16 protein-coding genes are annotated in these 16362 nt (G+C 41.5%); 8 read left to right on the forward strand and 8 right to left on the reverse strand.

Features of this window, described 5'->3' with window-relative positions:
* Nucleotides 1–34: 34 nt before the first annotated feature.
* Nucleotides 35–937 carry an AraC family transcriptional regulator gene (locus QE404_RS16310; protein ID WP_307452269.1) on the reverse strand — a complete coding sequence of 301 codons (903 nt, stop codon included), beginning with the start codon at nt 935–937 and terminating at the stop codon, nt 35–37.
* A gap of 175 nt (nt 938–1112) precedes the next feature.
* Between QE404_RS16310 and QE404_RS16315 the strand changes: the two genes are divergently transcribed.
* Entirely contained in the window at nt 1113–1616 is a 504-nt protein-coding gene (locus tag QE404_RS16315; RefSeq protein ID WP_307452271.1) for a superoxide dismutase family protein, read from the forward strand.
* A gap of 55 nt (nt 1617–1671) precedes the next feature.
* Here the strand turns inward: QE404_RS16315 and QE404_RS16320 are convergent, their stop codons facing one another.
* Entirely contained in the window at nt 1672–3801 is a 2130-nt protein-coding gene (locus QE404_RS16320; RefSeq protein ID WP_307452273.1) for a carboxy terminal-processing peptidase, read from the reverse strand.
* Nucleotides 3802–3972: 171 nt separating this feature from the next.
* Here QE404_RS16320 and QE404_RS16325 point away from each other — a divergent pair, with 171 nt between their 5' ends.
* The 3 genes from QE404_RS16325 to QE404_RS16335 all read left to right on the forward strand — a co-directional run bounded on the left by QE404_RS16325 (nt 3973) and on the right by QE404_RS16335 (nt 5664).
* Entirely contained in the window at nt 3973–4167 is a 195-nt protein-coding gene (locus QE404_RS16325) for a hypothetical protein (RefSeq protein WP_307452275.1), read from the forward strand.
* 71 nt (nt 4168–4238) lie between these two features.
* On the forward strand, nt 4239–5018 hold the full coding sequence (gene surE, locus QE404_RS16330) for a 5'/3'-nucleotidase SurE (protein ID WP_100076122.1): 780 nt from the start codon (nt 4239–4241) through the stop codon (nt 5016–5018).
* Nucleotides 5008–5664 carry a GNAT family N-acetyltransferase gene (locus QE404_RS16335; protein ID WP_307452278.1) on the forward strand — a complete coding sequence of 219 codons (657 nt, stop codon included), beginning with the start codon at nt 5008–5010 and terminating at the stop codon, nt 5662–5664. The genes surE and QE404_RS16335 overlap by 11 nt, the downstream gene beginning before the upstream one ends.
* Nucleotides 5665–5738: 74 nt before the next feature.
* Here the strand turns inward: QE404_RS16335 and QE404_RS16340 are convergent, their stop codons facing one another.
* From QE404_RS16340 to QE404_RS16350, 3 genes are all read right to left on the reverse strand, one after another.
* Nucleotides 5739–7142: a radical SAM protein gene (locus QE404_RS16340; protein WP_307452280.1), complete on the reverse strand. Its 1404-nt coding sequence runs from the start codon at nt 7140–7142 to the stop codon at nt 5739–5741.
* Between the two features lie 67 nt (nt 7143–7209).
* A complete protein-coding gene (locus QE404_RS16345; RefSeq protein WP_307452282.1) occupies nt 7210–7452 on the reverse strand; it encodes a hypothetical protein in 243 nt (80 codons plus the stop codon).
* Nucleotides 7424–8212 (reverse strand): prolipoprotein diacylglyceryl transferase, encoded by a 789-nt coding sequence (locus QE404_RS16350; protein WP_307452283.1) that lies wholly within the window; start codon nt 8210–8212, stop codon nt 7424–7426. The genes QE404_RS16345 and QE404_RS16350 overlap by 29 nt, the downstream gene beginning before the upstream one ends.
* Nucleotides 8213–8501: 289 nt before the next feature.
* On the opposite strand from QE404_RS16350, the gene QE404_RS16355 reads away from it, so the two are divergent.
* The 3 genes from QE404_RS16355 to QE404_RS16365 all read left to right on the forward strand — a co-directional run bounded on the left by QE404_RS16355 (nt 8502) and on the right by QE404_RS16365 (nt 12396).
* On the forward strand, nt 8502–9851 hold the full coding sequence (locus QE404_RS16355) for a hypothetical protein (RefSeq protein WP_307452285.1): 1350 nt from the start codon (nt 8502–8504) through the stop codon (nt 9849–9851).
* A 12-nt stretch (nt 9852–9863) separates the two neighbouring features.
* Nucleotides 9864–11204, forward strand: a complete 1341-nt coding sequence (locus QE404_RS16360; protein ID WP_307452287.1) for a hypothetical protein — start codon at nt 9864–9866, stop codon at nt 11202–11204.
* Nucleotides 11205–11355: 151 nt separating this feature from the next.
* On the forward strand, nt 11356–12396 hold the full coding sequence (locus QE404_RS16365; protein WP_307452289.1) for a GMP reductase: 1041 nt from the start codon (nt 11356–11358) through the stop codon (nt 12394–12396).
* Between the two features lie 55 nt (nt 12397–12451).
* On the opposite strand, the gene fabG is transcribed toward QE404_RS16365, so the two are convergent.
* The 3 genes from fabG to QE404_RS16380 all read right to left on the reverse strand — a co-directional run bounded on the left by fabG (nt 12452) and on the right by QE404_RS16380 (nt 15507).
* Nucleotides 12452–13195, reverse strand: coding sequence for a 3-oxoacyl-[acyl-carrier-protein] reductase (gene fabG / locus QE404_RS16370; RefSeq protein ID WP_307452291.1), 744 nt, complete (start codon nt 13193–13195; stop codon nt 12452–12454).
* Between the two features lie 207 nt (nt 13196–13402).
* Nucleotides 13403–14077, reverse strand: a complete 675-nt coding sequence (gene rsmI, locus QE404_RS16375; RefSeq protein WP_307452293.1) for a 16S rRNA (cytidine(1402)-2'-O)-methyltransferase — start codon at nt 14075–14077, stop codon at nt 13403–13405.
* A gap of 2 nt (nt 14078–14079) precedes the next feature.
* On the reverse strand, nt 14080–15507 hold the full coding sequence (locus QE404_RS16380; RefSeq protein WP_307452294.1) for a hypothetical protein: 1428 nt from the start codon (nt 15505–15507) through the stop codon (nt 14080–14082).
* Between the two features lie 60 nt (nt 15508–15567).
* Between QE404_RS16380 and QE404_RS16385 the strand changes: the two genes are divergently transcribed.
* Nucleotides 15568–16161, forward strand: a complete 594-nt coding sequence (locus tag QE404_RS16385) for a thymidine kinase (protein WP_307452296.1) — start codon at nt 15568–15570, stop codon at nt 16159–16161.
* Nucleotides 16162–16362: the final 201 nt, after the last annotated feature.

Genomic DNA, 16362 nt, shown 5'->3' on the forward strand with positions numbered 1-16362 from the left:
ATAGAGGTAGTTTCAATGATTAGGGAAAAGTGGTTTAATGAATCGGGATGCAGAAATCAACGATCATTTTTCCTTCCGGATGTTCCCTGAAATTGGTGTGGTAGATTTCAAAAGGAAATGCATTCCTTACCGAATACTCATTCTCATTCATCCATAAAAAGAGTGAAACCCAGCACTGTTCAAAATCGTCCAATGTGACTTCACCGCTTCCGATGATGAACTTTCCGGCTTCAATGGTTTCAGGAAAAACTTCTCCTTCCTGTTTTCGTAAGGGCTCATCCAAAAGCATACAGGCATGGATCCTGACTTTGTCCGGTGGTGTCACTTTGAAGCTGTCATGGTACACGGAAAGCATTTTTACCTGCTCCCGTGGAAACAGGCTTTTTCCTTTTGCCCAATCTATCAGGGTGCCGAAAGAAGGTTCAACATGGGCAACACCAAGACTCATGACGGCAGCCAGATGCATTTCCGGAAGATGGCCTACTTTGATTTTTAAATTCATATTCATCCAGTTTAAAAGGTTTTCTACATTGCAAATGTACTGGCTGAAAACGGCATCCATTTGTCCTTTCTTGCTTTCTTCAAGAACAATCCTGTGAAAACTTTCCGGAGCTGCTTTTCGGAATCCTGAAGGAGATATACCGTAATATTTTTTAAATGCTTTATTAAAAGCGGAATGATTGGAAAAACCTGACTGATGATAAATATCCGTGATACTCATCTCTTTTCTCATAGCCAGATAAAAGGCCCCTTTTTCAGCCCGCCTTCTGGCTACATAGTTCTGTAGGGTTTCTCCTGTAATCAGCCGGAAAATCCTGTGAAAATGAAATGGGGAATAGGCTCCGGCTCCTGACACTTTCTCCAGTGAAAGCTCCGTATCCAGGTGTTCTTCTATATACCGTATGGCCTTGACGATGCTGTGTTTATGCGCTTCCAATTCTGAATATTTTTACTGCAAAAATAATAAGCCGGGACAAAAATGATTTGTCATTTTTTGCTATTGATGAATTTTTGCTAAAATTAAAGGTATTGCCTAAAAAACCTGACCTGATTATGCCTTTTTTGGTAAATCTTTCTTTACATTTATATATTAATCACTAAATCATAGTATAATGAACCTTAAAACATTAACATTATTAGCCGGAATATCAGTATTTGCTGTTTCCTGCGGAACCAGCCACACCTATCAGGTGATGTCTAAAAGCAACACCCAGACGGGCGGAACAGCAAAATTCACCCAAAAAGGGAACGAAGTTATCATGAAGCTGGATGTTACCAATCTTACTCCGGGCATCCATGCGGTACATATCCATGAAAAAGGAGACTGCTCCGCTCCCGACGGGACTTCAACAGGAGGCCACTGGAACCCTGCCAAGGATGATCATGGTCAATGGGGTGCCGAACATTTCCATATGGGAGATATCGGGAATCTTAACGCAGACCAGAGCGGAAATGCCACACTGACATTCAAAACGGATAAATGGTGTCTGGGATGTGAAGATGCATCTAAAAATATTATAGGTAAAGGCCTCATCATTCATGCCGACAAAGATGATTTTCATACCCAACCCACCGGAAACGCAGGCGGAAGAGTGGGCTGTGTGGAGATCAGATAAATTAAATGAGCATAAAAAAACCACTAAATTTTATTAGTGGTTTTTTATTTATTTATTAAGCTTTAGCATTCATATCAGCTATGATATTCATTGCTTCCTGCAAATAAAGGTCTTTTTTAAGGTTTTTAATCCACAGTTCGGATTTCTTTTTGAACGCTTCATCTTTTTTCTCCCGCTCTATCTCGTTCTGGTACATCATGAACTGAAGGCCGTTCTCAAATTTAGTCAGCGACTTGAATTTTTCAATCTGCGCTTTTCTCTGCTTCATCAGCTCATTGAACTTATTGATGTTAAGCGTAATGGTTTCTTCCTTATCCAGCTTTTCCCTCCATTGTGCAGATTCCAGTAACAGCTGGTAATTGGTATTCTTAGCCATTCTGTCGGCACTGGCCTTTTCCAGGGCTTTGATATCGAAATAATTCAGCTTCTGGAAGCTTGTTCCCGGAATTTTATCCCAGGCAAGGGCATAATCATCAAACCGCTCTCCGATGTCTGCATACGTAAAGAAGTCCTTCATCTGGATATCGGATACAATCCCTTTTCTCTGGGTAGACTCTCCGGTAATCCTGTAGAACTTCTGGATTGTCAGTTTCAGAGACCCGAAATCATCTTCTGTATCCAGGAACCTGTTCAAGTCTACGAATCTCTGTACGGTTCCTTTTCCGAAAGACTGCGGCGATCCTACAATAATTGCCCTGCCGTAATCCTGCATTACTCCGGCAAGGATTTCTGAAGCAGAAGCGGAAAGCTCATTCTGCATGATTACTAAAGGACCGGTCCAGATCGGTGTTTCATTCTTATTTTTAAGGATCTCAATTTTTCCGTTACTGTCTTTTACCTGTACATATGGGCCTGATTTCATGAAGAGTCCCATTATATCTCCTACTTCGGTAAGGGATCCCCCTCCGTTGTTTCTAAGATCCAGTATAATGCCTTCGATGTTCTGGGCTTTAAGCTTAATGATCTCATTTTTAATATCATCAGAAGCATTTCTTCCCTTTTCATTTTCAAAATCAGCATTGAAGCTTGGCAGGTTGATGAACCCGTATTTTTTACCGTTCGGTGTATTCACCACAATACTTCTGGCAAAGGTGTCTTCAATAGCTACTTCTTCACGGATCATGGTAACATCTTTTATCGTACCGTCTTTCTTCTGTACGGTAAGAGTAACCGGCGTTCCTTTTTCACCGCGGATCAGCCTTACTGCTTCGTCAGATATCATCCCTACAACATTTACAGCATCTTCATCAGGCTTGGATTTCACTTTCAGGATTTTATCCCCTTCTGAAAGCTGTTTTGATTTCCAGGCCGGAGCCCCTATTGTTAAAGGCCCCAAATAGAGATTTCCTTTTCTGTATTCTATCATCGCACCTATACCTATGACTTTTCCAGAAAAAGCCATATCAAATTCCTGTTTATCTTTTGGCGAATAATAGTTGGTGTGCGGGTCGAAAACTTCAGTGTAAGCATTCATATACACTGTAAACCAATCCATTTTTTTTCTTTTTTTAAGTCTTTTAAGAAAATCAAATGTATTATCTTTCACTTCACCTGTTGCTTTTGTCAGCTTTTGCTGAGGAGTAAGAATTTCAAGCTTGATGGTATCTTTCAGTTTAAATTTCTGTACAGAATCTTTCTTCTCTTTCTGGGCTTCTTCCTTGCTGTTTATTGATTCTATCTCCTGCAGGATGTTGTACTTGATGAATTTTTTCCAATCATTATACTGTTCCTGCTTATTGGAAGGTACTTTCTTCAGTTTCGGCTCCAGCGTGAGGGTTTCATCTTCATTCAGATCAATCGGTTTGCTGAAGATATCCTGGGTCACCTTATCAATTTCATCCACTCTCTGATAAAGCCTGTCTACCGTAAGCTTGTAAAAGGTTAGATCACCGGTATTCAGGTAATCGTCCAGTTTGGTTTCATGCTTGGCAAATTCATCCATATCCGACTGCAGGAAATATCTTTTGGCCGGATCTATCATTTCAAAATATTGCTTATAGACATCTCTTGCATAAGCATCATTGATAGGTTTCGGACTGTAGTGTAAATAGGAAAGGGTATTTTTTACGCTCACCATAATCGTCTGCATTTTTTCATCATCATTTTTAGGTGAATTGAAACAAAACATAAGACTTGTTAATGGAATAAAAAGTAGAAATTTATTTAGTTTAAAATTTTTCCACATAAATCTATAATATATTTTTTATTTTTTTTAACTACTTTACAATTAGTAGTCGTAATTAAATTTGTGTTACAAAATATCAAATTTAATACCTTTAAATATAATTTCCTATATTTTTATTTTTAGTTCTTAAATTATTTTTTTTATATTTGATTACATTTAAAAATATAAAATATGAAAAAATCTAATTTAAAAGCATTATCAAGAAATGAGTTGAAGGTTATTAATGCTGGAAAAAAAATAATCAGCTCTATAGGTAGTTCCAATTGCCAAGCTTATTCTGGCTGTAGTAGTGGCTGTGCTGAATATCGATATGTAAATGACCAAGTTTTTGGTGATTGGTATTGTAGTTCTTGTTGTGTAGCGTAATCCAATTAAAAAAGACAATAATAAGGCTGCTTTAAATATAAAAGCAGCCTTTTCTATAATTAAAATTTCTTATGGAAAAACCACTAATTCTGGTTACTAATGATGACGGCATTACAGCACCGGGCATCAGAAATCTTGTGAGTTTTATGAACGAAATCGGGGATGTGATCGTAGTTGCCCCTAACTCACCGCAAAGCGGAAAAGGCCATGCGATTACCATCAATTCTACACTGAGCTATGAGGAAGTTCACCTGGATGGCCCGCAAAAAGACTTTTCATGCAGCGGAACTCCTGTAGACTGTGTAAAAATGGCTTTGGATAAAATCCTGCCGAGAAGGCCGGATATCGTTGTTTCCGGGATCAACCACGGCGCCAACTCCTCTATCAATGTCATCTATTCCGGAACCATGTCTGCTGCTGTGGAAGGCGGTGTGGAAGGACTTCCCTCCATTGGATTCTCACTGCTGGATTTCAGCTGGGAAGCAGATTTTACCCAGGCAAAGGAATACATACAGAATATTGTGAAAAGGGTTCTGGAGCAACCTATGCCGAAAGGAATCGTCCTGAATGTCAATATTCCCAAACTTTCCAAGGAGGAAATAAAAGGTGTGAAAGTATGCAAGCAGGCCCATGCCAAATGGGAAGAAAGCTTCGATGAAAGGGTAAACCCGCACGGCAAAAAATACTACTGGCTTACCGGATATTTCAACAATATGGATGAATCGGAAGATGCTGATGAAACCGCACTGGCTAATGGCTACATTTCTATTGTTCCGGTGAAGTTCGACTTAACCGCGTATGAATATATGAATACTCTGAGTGAAGTAATGAAATTTGACCATGTACAGTAAATTAGACAATCCTGTCTATCATGCTCTTAATGAATTCCATGAAAAGTTCTGCTTAAACTTCGGAGATACTAAATTCTATAATCCCGAAGTGGCTGCTTTTGGCGGATCAGCATACGTTTCAGGAGAGAAGGACATCACAGACTATGCAAAATCCTGTGATGACTTTCTCGTTTTCGGAGCAAAGCCTCAGACCGATCATCACCTTTCGTGTCTGGTGTGTGACCAATACGTTCTTGAAAAGACGATAATCCTTGATGACCCGGAAGAAATCATTCAGCTCCGGGAAGAAAATCATGAAGAGCTTTTGGCTTTTATTGCAAAGTTTTATCCGTACTATTTTAAAAACAGAACGCCTGAATTAGGAAGGTATTTTGGTATTTTCAAGGATCATAAGCTGGTTGCCGTTACCGGTGAAAGGATGCAGATGAATGACATGACGGAAGTGAGCGCTGTGATCACAGATACCGATTATCTTGGTAGAGGCTATGCTAAACAGCTCGTCGCCCATGTTTCCGGAAAAATACAGGAAGATAACAAAACCCCTTTTCTGCACGTTGCCGAAGGCAATGCCGGTGCCATAAAACTGTATGAAAAGCTTGGCTTCAGCCATCGCGGTAAAATAAAAGTATGGGGTATTAAGAGGTAATTAAGACAATTCCTTTATATCCTTTCTGAATGAATTCCGGATGATTCTTCTATGAATGATCATGCTAAAAACTTTCAGAATAATACTTTATCTTCCTTTCTGAGCTCTTCAAGGTATTTCATCTTATCATCCCTGTAAAACAGGTTCATCGTTTCAAAAGGGATGAGCTTAAGGTCTTTATTAACGATGTGGACACATGATTTTTTTACTGCCCGCACATCAAAATCATGGGCATCCATGAAATTCATAATGATGATCCTGAACAGGTTATCATAATCCAGATCGGGAGCACAAACTTCCGGCAGGCAGCATAGCAGCTGATTAACCTTGGGCTGCACCTTATCTACTGAAATTCCGGTACTGAAAATATCCAGGAGCTGCATCTGCAGTCCTGTATCCTGCTCGTAAACAATGGTATTCCGGGTTTCATTGTTCAGCAGATCCGCAGGATTGATATACCGGGTTAACGGAATGGTTTCCCCTTCAAGCTTCAGGATGTATCCCATGGCCAATGCATCAGGATTGCATGGTACAGGAATAATATCATCGCTGTTTAGTAATGGAAATTGATTTAAAATTTCCTGCCGGACTTCAGTGAGGGTTATTTTCTCGTATGGGGAATCTTCCCTGTTTCTTCCGGCAATCTCTACCGGCTGAAAAGTTATGCCGCGTACACATTTCTGTTTAAGGGCAAACTCGATGATTTTTCCGATTTCATCAATATTTTTATCTTTCTGAAGCACAACGACCAATGTGGTGGAAAGATTGAGGGCATTTAGCTTTTCCAGCGCTCTCATCCTGACATCTGTAAGGTCTTTTCCCCTGAAATCCTGCAAAACTTCAGGCCTGAAAGAATCAAACTGCAGGTAAATCTCAAATTCCGGGGCATAGGTAGCCAGTTTTTCTGCAAAACCGGGGTCGTTGGCAATCCTTATTCCGTTGGTATTGAGCATCAGGTGCTTGATCGGCTTGGATTTCGCAATATCCATGATCCTGAAAAATTCAGGATGGATCGTGGGCTCTCCTCCGCTGATCTGTACGACATCCGGTTCTCCTTCATTCTTTACAATCACATCAAACATGGCTTCAATGTCTTCCAGACTGCGGTGGCTGCCATAGTGAGGCGATGACATCGCATAACAGGTCGGGCAGGTCAGGTTGCAGCGATCGGTGACTTCAACAATAGACAGGCAGCTGTGCTGTTCATGGTCTACGCAAAGGCCACAATCGTACGGACAGCCATATTCAACATCAGTCCCGAAATGCAAAGGCATTTCCGAAGCTTTATTATAGTTCCTGATGTTTTTATAATAATGGACATCAGAAGCAATTTTGGTTTTGAAAAAGCCATGATCCGGACATCTTTTCGTCATAAAAACCGCATCATCCTCAATAATAATCTTGGCGCCCACCCTTTTCAGGCATTCCGGGCAGAGGCTAATGGTATAATCGTAATAAGTATAATTTCTTACCGGCATAATAATGAGTATGTAGTATTCAACAATGTAATCATGTAACCATCTTTAAAATAAAGACTGATTAAATTTAAAAGCCACCGCCACAGATATAACCGCTGATCAGACCGAAAACAAGCAGGCAGATCAGCATGGTCTGTATAAACTGTTTTTTCGAAAAGGTCCTGTTGTTACCAGATTCGTAGATCAGTTTGACAATCAGGGTTATGATAAGCGATACCACCAAGGCGACAAAAAGAATGGCAAGAATGATCATTATTATAAATCCACCCAAGCCTAAGTTATTAACCTCCAGAAGCGTCAGAATTTTCATATGTTGATATTTGATGTGAAGATACAGATTTTGTGTTTCTCATTATAAAAATATAATAGGCAATTACACAAAGACATACCAGCTGGATGGTTCCCAATCCCCAGAAAAGTTCTACCCTGGGCTTAATAAAATCCAGGCAGAACCTGAACATGAAATAAGCTATCATAAATATCTGAAAAACAAATCCGGACCGGTACTTCCTGCTGTTCTGAATTTTTTTCAGGAAGACCCAAAGCACAATTAAAAACCCGATTTCATAAAGGGCTACAGGATGCCTCAGGTACTGATCTCCAAGATGCATTCCGAAAATAAAACGGGTCGGAATTCCATAAGTTTCTTCGTAAATTCCGGTAAGGAAACAGCCAATCCTGCCGATGATCATCGCCAGCATCAGCGGGAAAACAATCAGGTCACCCGTACTTTGCCGGTGGCCGACAATTTTTTTAGCCAGCTCTACGCCGATCAGCCCAAAAGCCAACCCTCCGACAATGGTATTATTGGACCAGAACCTGGCAAAACTGAACTTTTCAGAAAACAGGACAAAAGGATTCTCCAGGTTTCCAATGAGTTTTGACCCGATTAATGCCCCTGCAGTAGCACCGATCAGTACAGCAGCAGAAGTATTGAAAGACAGCTTTTCCGCCGACTTCCTTTTAAGATAAAAATAATACCGCATCCCGATAAACATCCCCAAAGCTTCAAACAGGGGATGCGCCAGGATAGTCTTACCGAGAATATGAAAGGTGACAGGAAAATCCATGATACCAAAAATAAGGTTTCAAAAGTGAATAAATACCTGTTTGACATTTTATTTATGAAAATAAAAGCAAAATTTCCATATGATACACTTTCATCAAAAAAGTGTTAAAGCTTAAAACCATATGACATTAAATTAAATATGGACCTGAATCATTAAAATATATCATTTTGTTAATGATTATTTATCTTACATAAGGTTACTGATATATAGTTAATCAATAATTAATCTTACTTTTGCGCCGACAATTTTTCAGCAAAAGTCTGAAAATTGTGAATAAACAGAATTATATATGATTAGACATCTACTCACTGCAAGTACTTTATTGCTATCTATTATTACTTATTCCCAAGTAGGGATTAATAATCAGAATCCGAAAGTCACACTGGATATTACGGCCAAAACCTCAGACGGAAGTAAGCCGGAAGGAATCCTTGCGCCGCGACTTACCGGAGATCAGATCAAAGCGGGAAATGCACAATATGGCTCAGACCAGAAAGGTACCCTTATTTACGCTACCGCGGCAATCACCTCATCAGATACCAAGACCGCTAATATTACTGCTGAAGGATACTATTACTTTGACGGAAATCTCTGGCAAAAAGTAGGCAATACAGCAGCAGCTAGCAACTGGAATATGACCGGTAATGCAGGAACGAATCCAGCTGCCAATTTCATCGGTACAACTGATGCCCATGCTTTCGTCATTAAAACCAATAATAATTTAGCCGGTTACATCGGTACAGCAGCCTCTGATAACCTTACGCTCGGAGTTGATGCCGGAAAAGTCAATACAACAGGCAACCTGAATGTTTTTGTAGGGAATAGTGCAGGTTCTGCCAACACCGCAGGAAGCTCCAATGTTTTTGTTGGGCCCTATTCAGGCACTTCCAATACTACAGGAAATTCAAATGTGTTTATGGGATACAATTCAGGAAGCAGCAGTACAACAGGAGATGCCAATGCTTTTGTAGGAACATGGGCAGGAAATACCAACACTACCGGAGGCTATAATGCTTTTATGGGCTATCAGGCAGGAAACAGCAATACTTCAGGAAGTAACAACACGTTTCTGGGGTACAGTTCCGGAAAGAGCAACACTGCAGGGAACAATAATGTTGCTGTAGGAACGCTGGCAGGCCAGACCATTAGTACGGGAAGTAACAATACCTTTATAGGAACAGGTGCGGATGCAGATACCAACAATCTCACCAATGCTACCGCAATCGGTTACGGAGCGAAGGTAAGCACCAGCAACAGCCTTGTTTTAGGAGGCACAGGATCTTCTGTAGTGAATGTGGGGATAGGAACTTCGTCTCCCGCCTCTAGGCTGGAGGTGGATGGAGCTTCGACCAATAAATCTGCTTACGATGCAGGGAGCAGCACCACTATTGATTACAGCAAAAGCAATCTGGCATACACCTCTGCTTCAGCAGGGAACTTTACGCTTCAGAACATCAAGGATGGAGGAACGTATACGTTAAGCGTCAGAGGAACCGCTTCCGGAACATCTGCATTTACAGCAACCGGATTCACTTTCAGATATGTGAACAATAATCCAAGCATAGCCAATACCCATACGCTGTATACCTTTATGGCCATTGGCAATGTGGTGTATGTATATTGTGTAAGAGGCTTATAAATACAGAAAGAAATGAAAATCAATTCAACACTGTTTTTATTTTTCCTTTTAGGTCTGATACCAATACAAGCACAAATTCCGGGCACACCAATCATGTCCCTTAAGGAAAACAGAAATGTATTCGGCGGAAGTTCAAGTGATGTAGCCCGATCGGCAGTTGCTACCACGGACGGCGGGTATGCAGTCGCAGGATATTCTTCCTCATCCAACGGTGACGTGTCCGGAAACAACGGAAGTGCGGATTTTTGGATTCTAAAAGTCAGCAGTTCAGGAAATTTGCAATGGAAGAAAACACTGGGAGGATCAGACTATGATGAAGCAAGATCAATAGTCCAGACTGCGGACGGAGGATATGCTATTGCAGGAGTTACTGCATCTTCTAATGGAGATGTATCCGGCAATCATGGTGGGAACGATTTCTGGGTCGTAAAGCTGGACAGTTCCGGGGCATTACAATGGCAGAAAACATTTGGAGGGCCTGCAGACGAAAATGCATATTCCATTGTACAGACTTCGGATGGCGGTTACGCAGTAGCCGGATATGCTGCTTCAAATAGTGGAGATGTGTCCGGAAACCTGGGAGGCATTGATTTCTGGGTGGTAAAACTCGATAACTCAGGAACCTTGCAGTGGCAGAAAACATTAGGAGGATCGGGCACTGAAAGTGCGCAGTCAATCATCCAGACTACGGATGGAGGATACGCCGTAGCCGGATACAGCGATTCAACTAACGGAGATGCAGTCGGAAATAACGGAAATCAGGATTATTTGATTATTAAACTGTCCAGCACAGGAAATGTAGAATGGCATAAAGTTTTTGGAGGTACAGATACAGACATTGCCAATGCTGTTATCCAGACGGCGGACGGAGGATTTGCATTGGCCGGATATACACTTTCAAATAATGGGAATGTATCCGGAAACCAGGGAATGTATGATTCCTGGGTGATAAAACTTGATAATTCAGGAACTTTACAATGGCAGAAGACACTGGGTGGCAGTGGTAATGAAAATACTTTTGCCATGCTTCAGGATACCGATGGAACCTATATAGTGGCTGGAGATACCCGATCGAATGACGGAAATGTTTCCGGAAATCATGGCGGACTGGATGCCTGGGTGGTAAAACTCAGTACCACAGGAAACTTAGTATGGCAGAAAGCTTTGGGAGGAACACTCAATGATTCAGCCGCTGCTGTAACGCGCAGCCAGAATGGCTATACCATCGCGGGACGAAGCAGCTCGAATGATGGCGATATAGCAGGCCCGGTTAACGGTTCCTCTGACTTTTTAATTCTTAAAATGGACACCAATGGTACTATCATCCGCTTTTGGGATGATACGGCACTATAAGGCAATATGCTTATGGCAGAGCGATCTATATCGGAATATATTAAATAGCCATCAGGATGAAACGTAAAATAAGGGTCAGATATGGTTAAAGTGCCTGTACAATTCTTTTACCTTGAATCTTTTTGCTATTTTTATTTAAATTTCCAATGTTATGAGAATAGAATATGATATAAAGCTGGGGTTCAAAGATGTGATGTTCCGTCCCAAACGCTCCACGCTGAAATCCAGGTCTGAAGTAGACCTGGAACGGGAATTTACCTTTTTGCATACCCAAAAGAAATGGAAAGGAATTCCGGTTATTGCTGCCAATATGGATACGGTAGGAACTTTTGAAATGGCGGTAGAGCTCGCAAAAGAGAAAATCATCACCGCGGTGCACAAACATTATTCTACGGAAGAATGGGATGCATTCCTTGCCAGCCAGCCGGAAAGCATTTATCAATATATTGCACTGAGTACAGGTACCGGTAGCGCTGATAAAGAGAAAATCCGCCACATCCTCGAAAAGCATCCTAAAATCGAGTTTCTCTGTATTGATGTTGCCAATGGTTATTCTGAACATTTCGTAGACTTTGTGAAGGCTGCAAGGGCCAGTTTTCCCGATAAGATTATCATCGCCGGAAATGTGGTGACCGGGGAAATGGTGGAGGAACTTCTCCTGGTTGGCGCCGATATTATTAAAGTAGGTATCGGGCCTGGATCTGTCTGCACCACGCGTGTGAAAACAGGAGTAGGCTATCCGCAGCTCTCGGCCATTATTGAATGTTCAGATGCAGCCCATGGTTTGGGAGGCCATATCATAGCCGACGGAGGCTGTAAGGTTCCGGGTGATGTAGCCAAGGCTTTTGGCGGCGGTGCAGATTTTGTGATGCTGGGCGGTATGTTTGCCGGGCATGATGAAAGCGGAGGCGAAATTGTAGAGGAAAACGGCAAGAAATTCCGGCTGTTCTATGGAATGAGTTCTAAAACAGCTATGGATAAGCATTCCGGAGGAGTGGCAGAATACAGGGCTTCGGAAGGCAAAACCGTTAAAGTACCTTACAAAGGCCCGGTTGCCGAAACGGTAAAGGATATTCTGGGTGGGGTACGATCCACATGCACGTATGTAGGTGCCTCAAAATTAAAGGAACTATCTAAGCGCACTACATTTATCAGGGTACAGGAGCAGGAAAACCAGGTATTTAAAGATTAGAAATAAAAACGCCGGACATCTCATCCGGCGTTTTATATATCTATTTAACAGTAACTTAAGTTAACATCCCTCCATCTACATTCAGGGTCTGTCCGGTAACATAAGCTGACATATCGCTTCCTAAAAATACACAGGCATTCGCTACATCTTCCGGTTTTCCGCCTCTTTTCAAAGGAATACCTTCTCTCCAGGACTGAGTAGTTTTTTCATCCAGTGCGGCAGTCATTTCCGTTTCAATGAATCCGGGCGCAATAGCGTTGCAACGGATGTTTCTGGAGCCTAATTCAAGTGCTACGGATTTGGTAAATCCTATAACACCGGCTTTGGATGCGGCATAATTCGCCTGGCCGGCATTTCCGCTGATTCCCACTACTGAAGTCATATTGATGATAGATCCGGATTTAGCCTTCATCATAGGCTTAATAACAGCCTTGGTAAGGTTGAATACAGAATCCAGGTTTACTCTCATAATTACATCCCAGTCTTCTTTAGACATTCTGAGCAAAAGATTATCCTTGGTAATCCCTGCATTATTGATCAGAATATCGATCTGGCCAAATTCTGCCATTACCTCATCAATTAATTTCTGGGCAGCATCATAATCCGATGCATCAGACTGATACCCTTTAATTTGTGTTACAGAACTTAAAGTGGCTTCCAATTCTTTAGCTTTGTCTACAGAACCTGCATAGGTAAATGCTATTTTTGCACCGTGCTGTGCAAAAACTTCAGCAATCCCTTTTCCGATTCCTCGTGTAGCTCCCGTAATCAGTGCTACCTTTCCTTCTAATAGTTTCATATATATGACAATTATTTCTTAAATGATTTAATTTTCAGCAGTGTCTGATCTGAACAGTTGTACCATACTACTATGGAAAACTGGGTCCGCAAAGATATTATTAATTTGCTATTTAACACATTTTAAATCATCAAATTAGTTAATTTTTTACCTGTTTTTTATCACGGTAAACAGCCACAATAAGTAACTATTGGAAAAGAGTATGGATTAAATTGAATTGTTGACAATGAGGACTATTTCGCCTTTAAGTGTTTTTGATTTTGAAAACTCAATCAGTTCAGTAATGGTTCCGCGTCTTGTTTCTTCAAATTTTTTGGAAATTTCCCGGCTTAAGCTCACCCTGGTGTTTTCGCCGAAAAACTCTTTGATCTGTTCCAGCGTTGTATTGATCTTATGGGGGCTTTCATACAGGACAATGGTCTTCTTCTCTTCTGCCAGTTGCTTCAGCTTGGTCTGCCTTCCTTTTTTCTGCGGAAGGAAGCCTGCAAAAAGGAATTCGTTATTAGGCAGCCCCGAAACCACTAAAGCCGGTATCAGCGCTGTCGCTCCGGGAAGGCAGATCATTTCGATGTTATGGTCTGCTCCGGCTTTCCCCAGAAGGTATCCGGGATCTGAAATCCCCGGTGTCCCTGCATCGGTTATGATGGCGATATTCTGTCCGCTCTTAAGGTCTGCAATCACTTTTTCAGTAGCCTGGTGCTCATTATGCAGATGATATGATTTCAGAGGTTTTGAAATTTCAAAATGCTTCAGGAGGATGCCGGATGTCCGGGTATCTTCGCAAAGGATGTAATCTACTTCTTTCAGTACCTTCACTGCCCTGAAGGTCATATCTTCCAGGTTCCCTACCGGTGTGGGAACAAAATATAGGATTCCGCTCAAAATTATATGAATTTATTTTCCACCAATATCCAGAGCCTCTGGGCATATTCGTCAACCTTGTTCCACTTCCTTTCGTAGTAGAGGTCACTCAAATATTCTTTGGCCTCTTCAAGGGTTTTGAAGCTGTTTAAATTGCCGATCACTTCATTCAGGTCCGTCTGGCTTCCTGCAAACAGGGTTTTGGTAAATGCAATCCTGTCGTTCAGATCAAGTTTGAATTCCGGTCTTGACTTTTCAGCTTCCATGAAATCGGTTGGAATATTGGTTTTCAGAATGCTTCCTGTATCAGGTTTTATTCCGGCAGGTTTGTCCTCAGGAATTTTATGGTGAAGATGGTCATCATCAAAAAGGCTCTGTACTGCCTTTATTCCTTTGATATGGGCCAACCTGATCTTCTTTTCCTGCTGGTAGGCATCCAGATTTTCAAAACTTTCATCAGAAGGCTTATGCTCAACAGATTCGTGATCTGCAGCATGGGGATTAAAAATATCGGTAATTTTCCTCCTGTCATTCACTTCTGCGAGCACATTTTCTTTCTCATTCGGGGATTCTTCAGAATGTTCATTCTTGATTTCACTCAGCATATGATCAACGCTGGAGGTTTCCGTAACCATTTCCCCCTGCTCCATGTTCGTTGAACTGCTGCTGAGAAGCTCGCTTTCATTTTCCTCGATCAGTATTTCATCTTCCTCAATTCCGGTATCGAAAATGCTTGGGATGATGGCTTTCATATCCGCTTTTTTTTCTTCTTCATGCCCGGAAGCATCAAAGCCTTCCCGGATCCGCTCCTCTTCTTCAAAATCATTGTCAGGTGCACGGTCTTCATCAGAAAATTCATTCTCAAAGCCGTCAATTTCATTAAGCTGATTGTTGAAAACCGCTTCCTCTTCCATAGGCTCATTCGTAAAGGCCGATGTTCCGGAAATATCTGAATGCTCTGATCCCGTTTCTTCAGAAATTATGCCCTCATTCCGGCTTTCTTCAGGAGCTGCCTCCTGATAGCCTTCCTGGGTCTCCTGTGAATGTTCTTCAACAAAATTAACAACAGTCTCGTGGAGCTCACCTTCTACAATCTCATTAAGCTGGTTATTGAAAATCGCCTCCTCTTCGGTCACCCCGTTGAACGCCTGGTTTTCGTACTCAGGTATTTCATTGAACTCATTATTGAAGATCGCTTCTTCTTCAGTAACCGGCTCGTGGGGTTCGTAAGCAGTTGGCTCTTCCATAAAAGGTTGGAAGTCCTCTTTTTCTTCTGCCTGATACGGAACGTGCTTTTCCAGCAAATTGAGCAACGTAATCCGTTCAGCAAGATCATTAACAAGATCCTGACAGGAAGCCAGTTCGGCTGCGTGGTTGATTTTATCCAAAATACCAATGATATTCCTGGATTCGAAAAAAATCTTTTCCTTTAAATCTTGGATGTTCTGCATAGAAGATTGTTGTTAAAATTGCTTACTTTTGGTCTTAGAAATATACGGCTAATTTAACAAATGTTTTTAGAAAATACAATTAATCATTCCAAACAAAGTGGTTGGATGGAAGTTATTTGTGGCTCTATGTTTTCGGGAAAAACCGAAGAACTGATCCGGAGATTGCGGAGGGCAGAAATGGCAGGACAGAATGTAGAAATTTTTAAACCTAAAATGGATACCCGGTATTCTGAGGAAGATATAGTATCCCATAATCAGAATAAAATCCGAAGTACAGCAGTAGATTATCCCGGTGAAATCCTTTTGCTGGCTTCCAATTGTGACGTGGTGGCGATAGATGAAGCACAGTTTTTTGATGAAAGCATCGTAGATGTTGCCAATAACCTGGCCAATAGCGGAATAAGAGTAGTGATTGCAGGCCTGGATATGGACTTTCTGGGACGCCCTTTCGGGCCTATGCCTAACCTGATGGCTACAGCCGAGTATGTTACCAAGGTACATGCCATCTGCAGACGGACCGGAAACCTGGCCAATTATTCAATGAGAACTTCCCAAGGAAATGATCTGGTAGAGCTGGGTGAAACGGAAAGTTATGAAGCAGTGAGCCGCCGTGTTTTCATTGATGAAGTGCTTTCCAAGCAAAGAAGAAAATAAATTTTTAAATTTGATCCGGGGATATGCAGATATTACCCGGATTTTAATCAGTACAAAGACGCAAAATAGGATGATAACCTGCTTCATGACAGGAAATTTCAGAGATAAAAAATGACTTCTTTCTGTAATTCTGATCCTGAAGGAATTTAAAGCAAAACACTTTGCGCCTTTATCATTAAACCTACAGCACACAAAGGGGCG

The sequence above is a fragment of the Chryseobacterium camelliae genome (assembly GCF_030818575.1).
GTDB lineage: Bacteria > Bacteroidota > Bacteroidia > Flavobacteriales > Weeksellaceae > Chryseobacterium > Chryseobacterium camelliae_A.

Coding starts and splice junctions, on each gene's coding strand:
- QE404_RS16360 (WP_307452287.1), top strand. CDS start 9,864: ATGAAAATCAATTCAACACTGTTTTTATTTTTCCTTTTAGGTCTGATA.
- QE404_RS16315 (WP_307452271.1), top strand. CDS start 1,113: ATGAACCTTAAAACATTAACATTATTAGCCGGAATATCAGTATTTGCT.
- QE404_RS16345 (WP_307452282.1), bottom strand. CDS start 7,452: ATGAAAATTCTGACGCTTCTGGAGGTTAATAACTTAGGCTTGGGTGGA.
- QE404_RS16340 (WP_307452280.1), bottom strand. CDS start 7,142: ATGCCGGTAAGAAATTATACTTATTACGATTATACCATTAGCCTCTGC.
- QE404_RS16320 (WP_307452273.1), bottom strand. CDS start 3,801: ATGTGGAAAAATTTTAAACTAAATAAATTTCTACTTTTTATTCCATTA.
- QE404_RS16335 (WP_307452278.1), top strand. CDS start 5,008: ATGTACAGTAAATTAGACAATCCTGTCTATCATGCTCTTAATGAATTC.
- QE404_RS16385 (WP_307452296.1), top strand. CDS start 15,568: ATGTTTTTAGAAAATACAATTAATCATTCCAAACAAAGTGGTTGGATG.
- surE (WP_100076122.1), top strand. CDS start 4,239: ATGGAAAAACCACTAATTCTGGTTACTAATGATGACGGCATTACAGCA.
- QE404_RS16325 (WP_307452275.1), top strand. CDS start 3,973: ATGAAAAAATCTAATTTAAAAGCATTATCAAGAAATGAGTTGAAGGTT.
- QE404_RS16380 (WP_307452294.1), bottom strand. CDS start 15,507: ATGCAGAACATCCAAGATTTAAAGGAAAAGATTTTTTTCGAATCCAGG.
- QE404_RS16365 (WP_307452289.1), top strand. CDS start 11,356: ATGAGAATAGAATATGATATAAAGCTGGGGTTCAAAGATGTGATGTTC.
- fabG (WP_307452291.1), bottom strand. CDS start 13,195: ATGAAACTATTAGAAGGAAAGGTAGCACTGATTACGGGAGCTACACGA.
- QE404_RS16355 (WP_307452285.1), top strand. CDS start 8,502: ATGATTAGACATCTACTCACTGCAAGTACTTTATTGCTATCTATTATT.
- QE404_RS16350 (WP_307452283.1), bottom strand. CDS start 8,212: ATGGATTTTCCTGTCACCTTTCATATTCTCGGTAAGACTATCCTGGCG.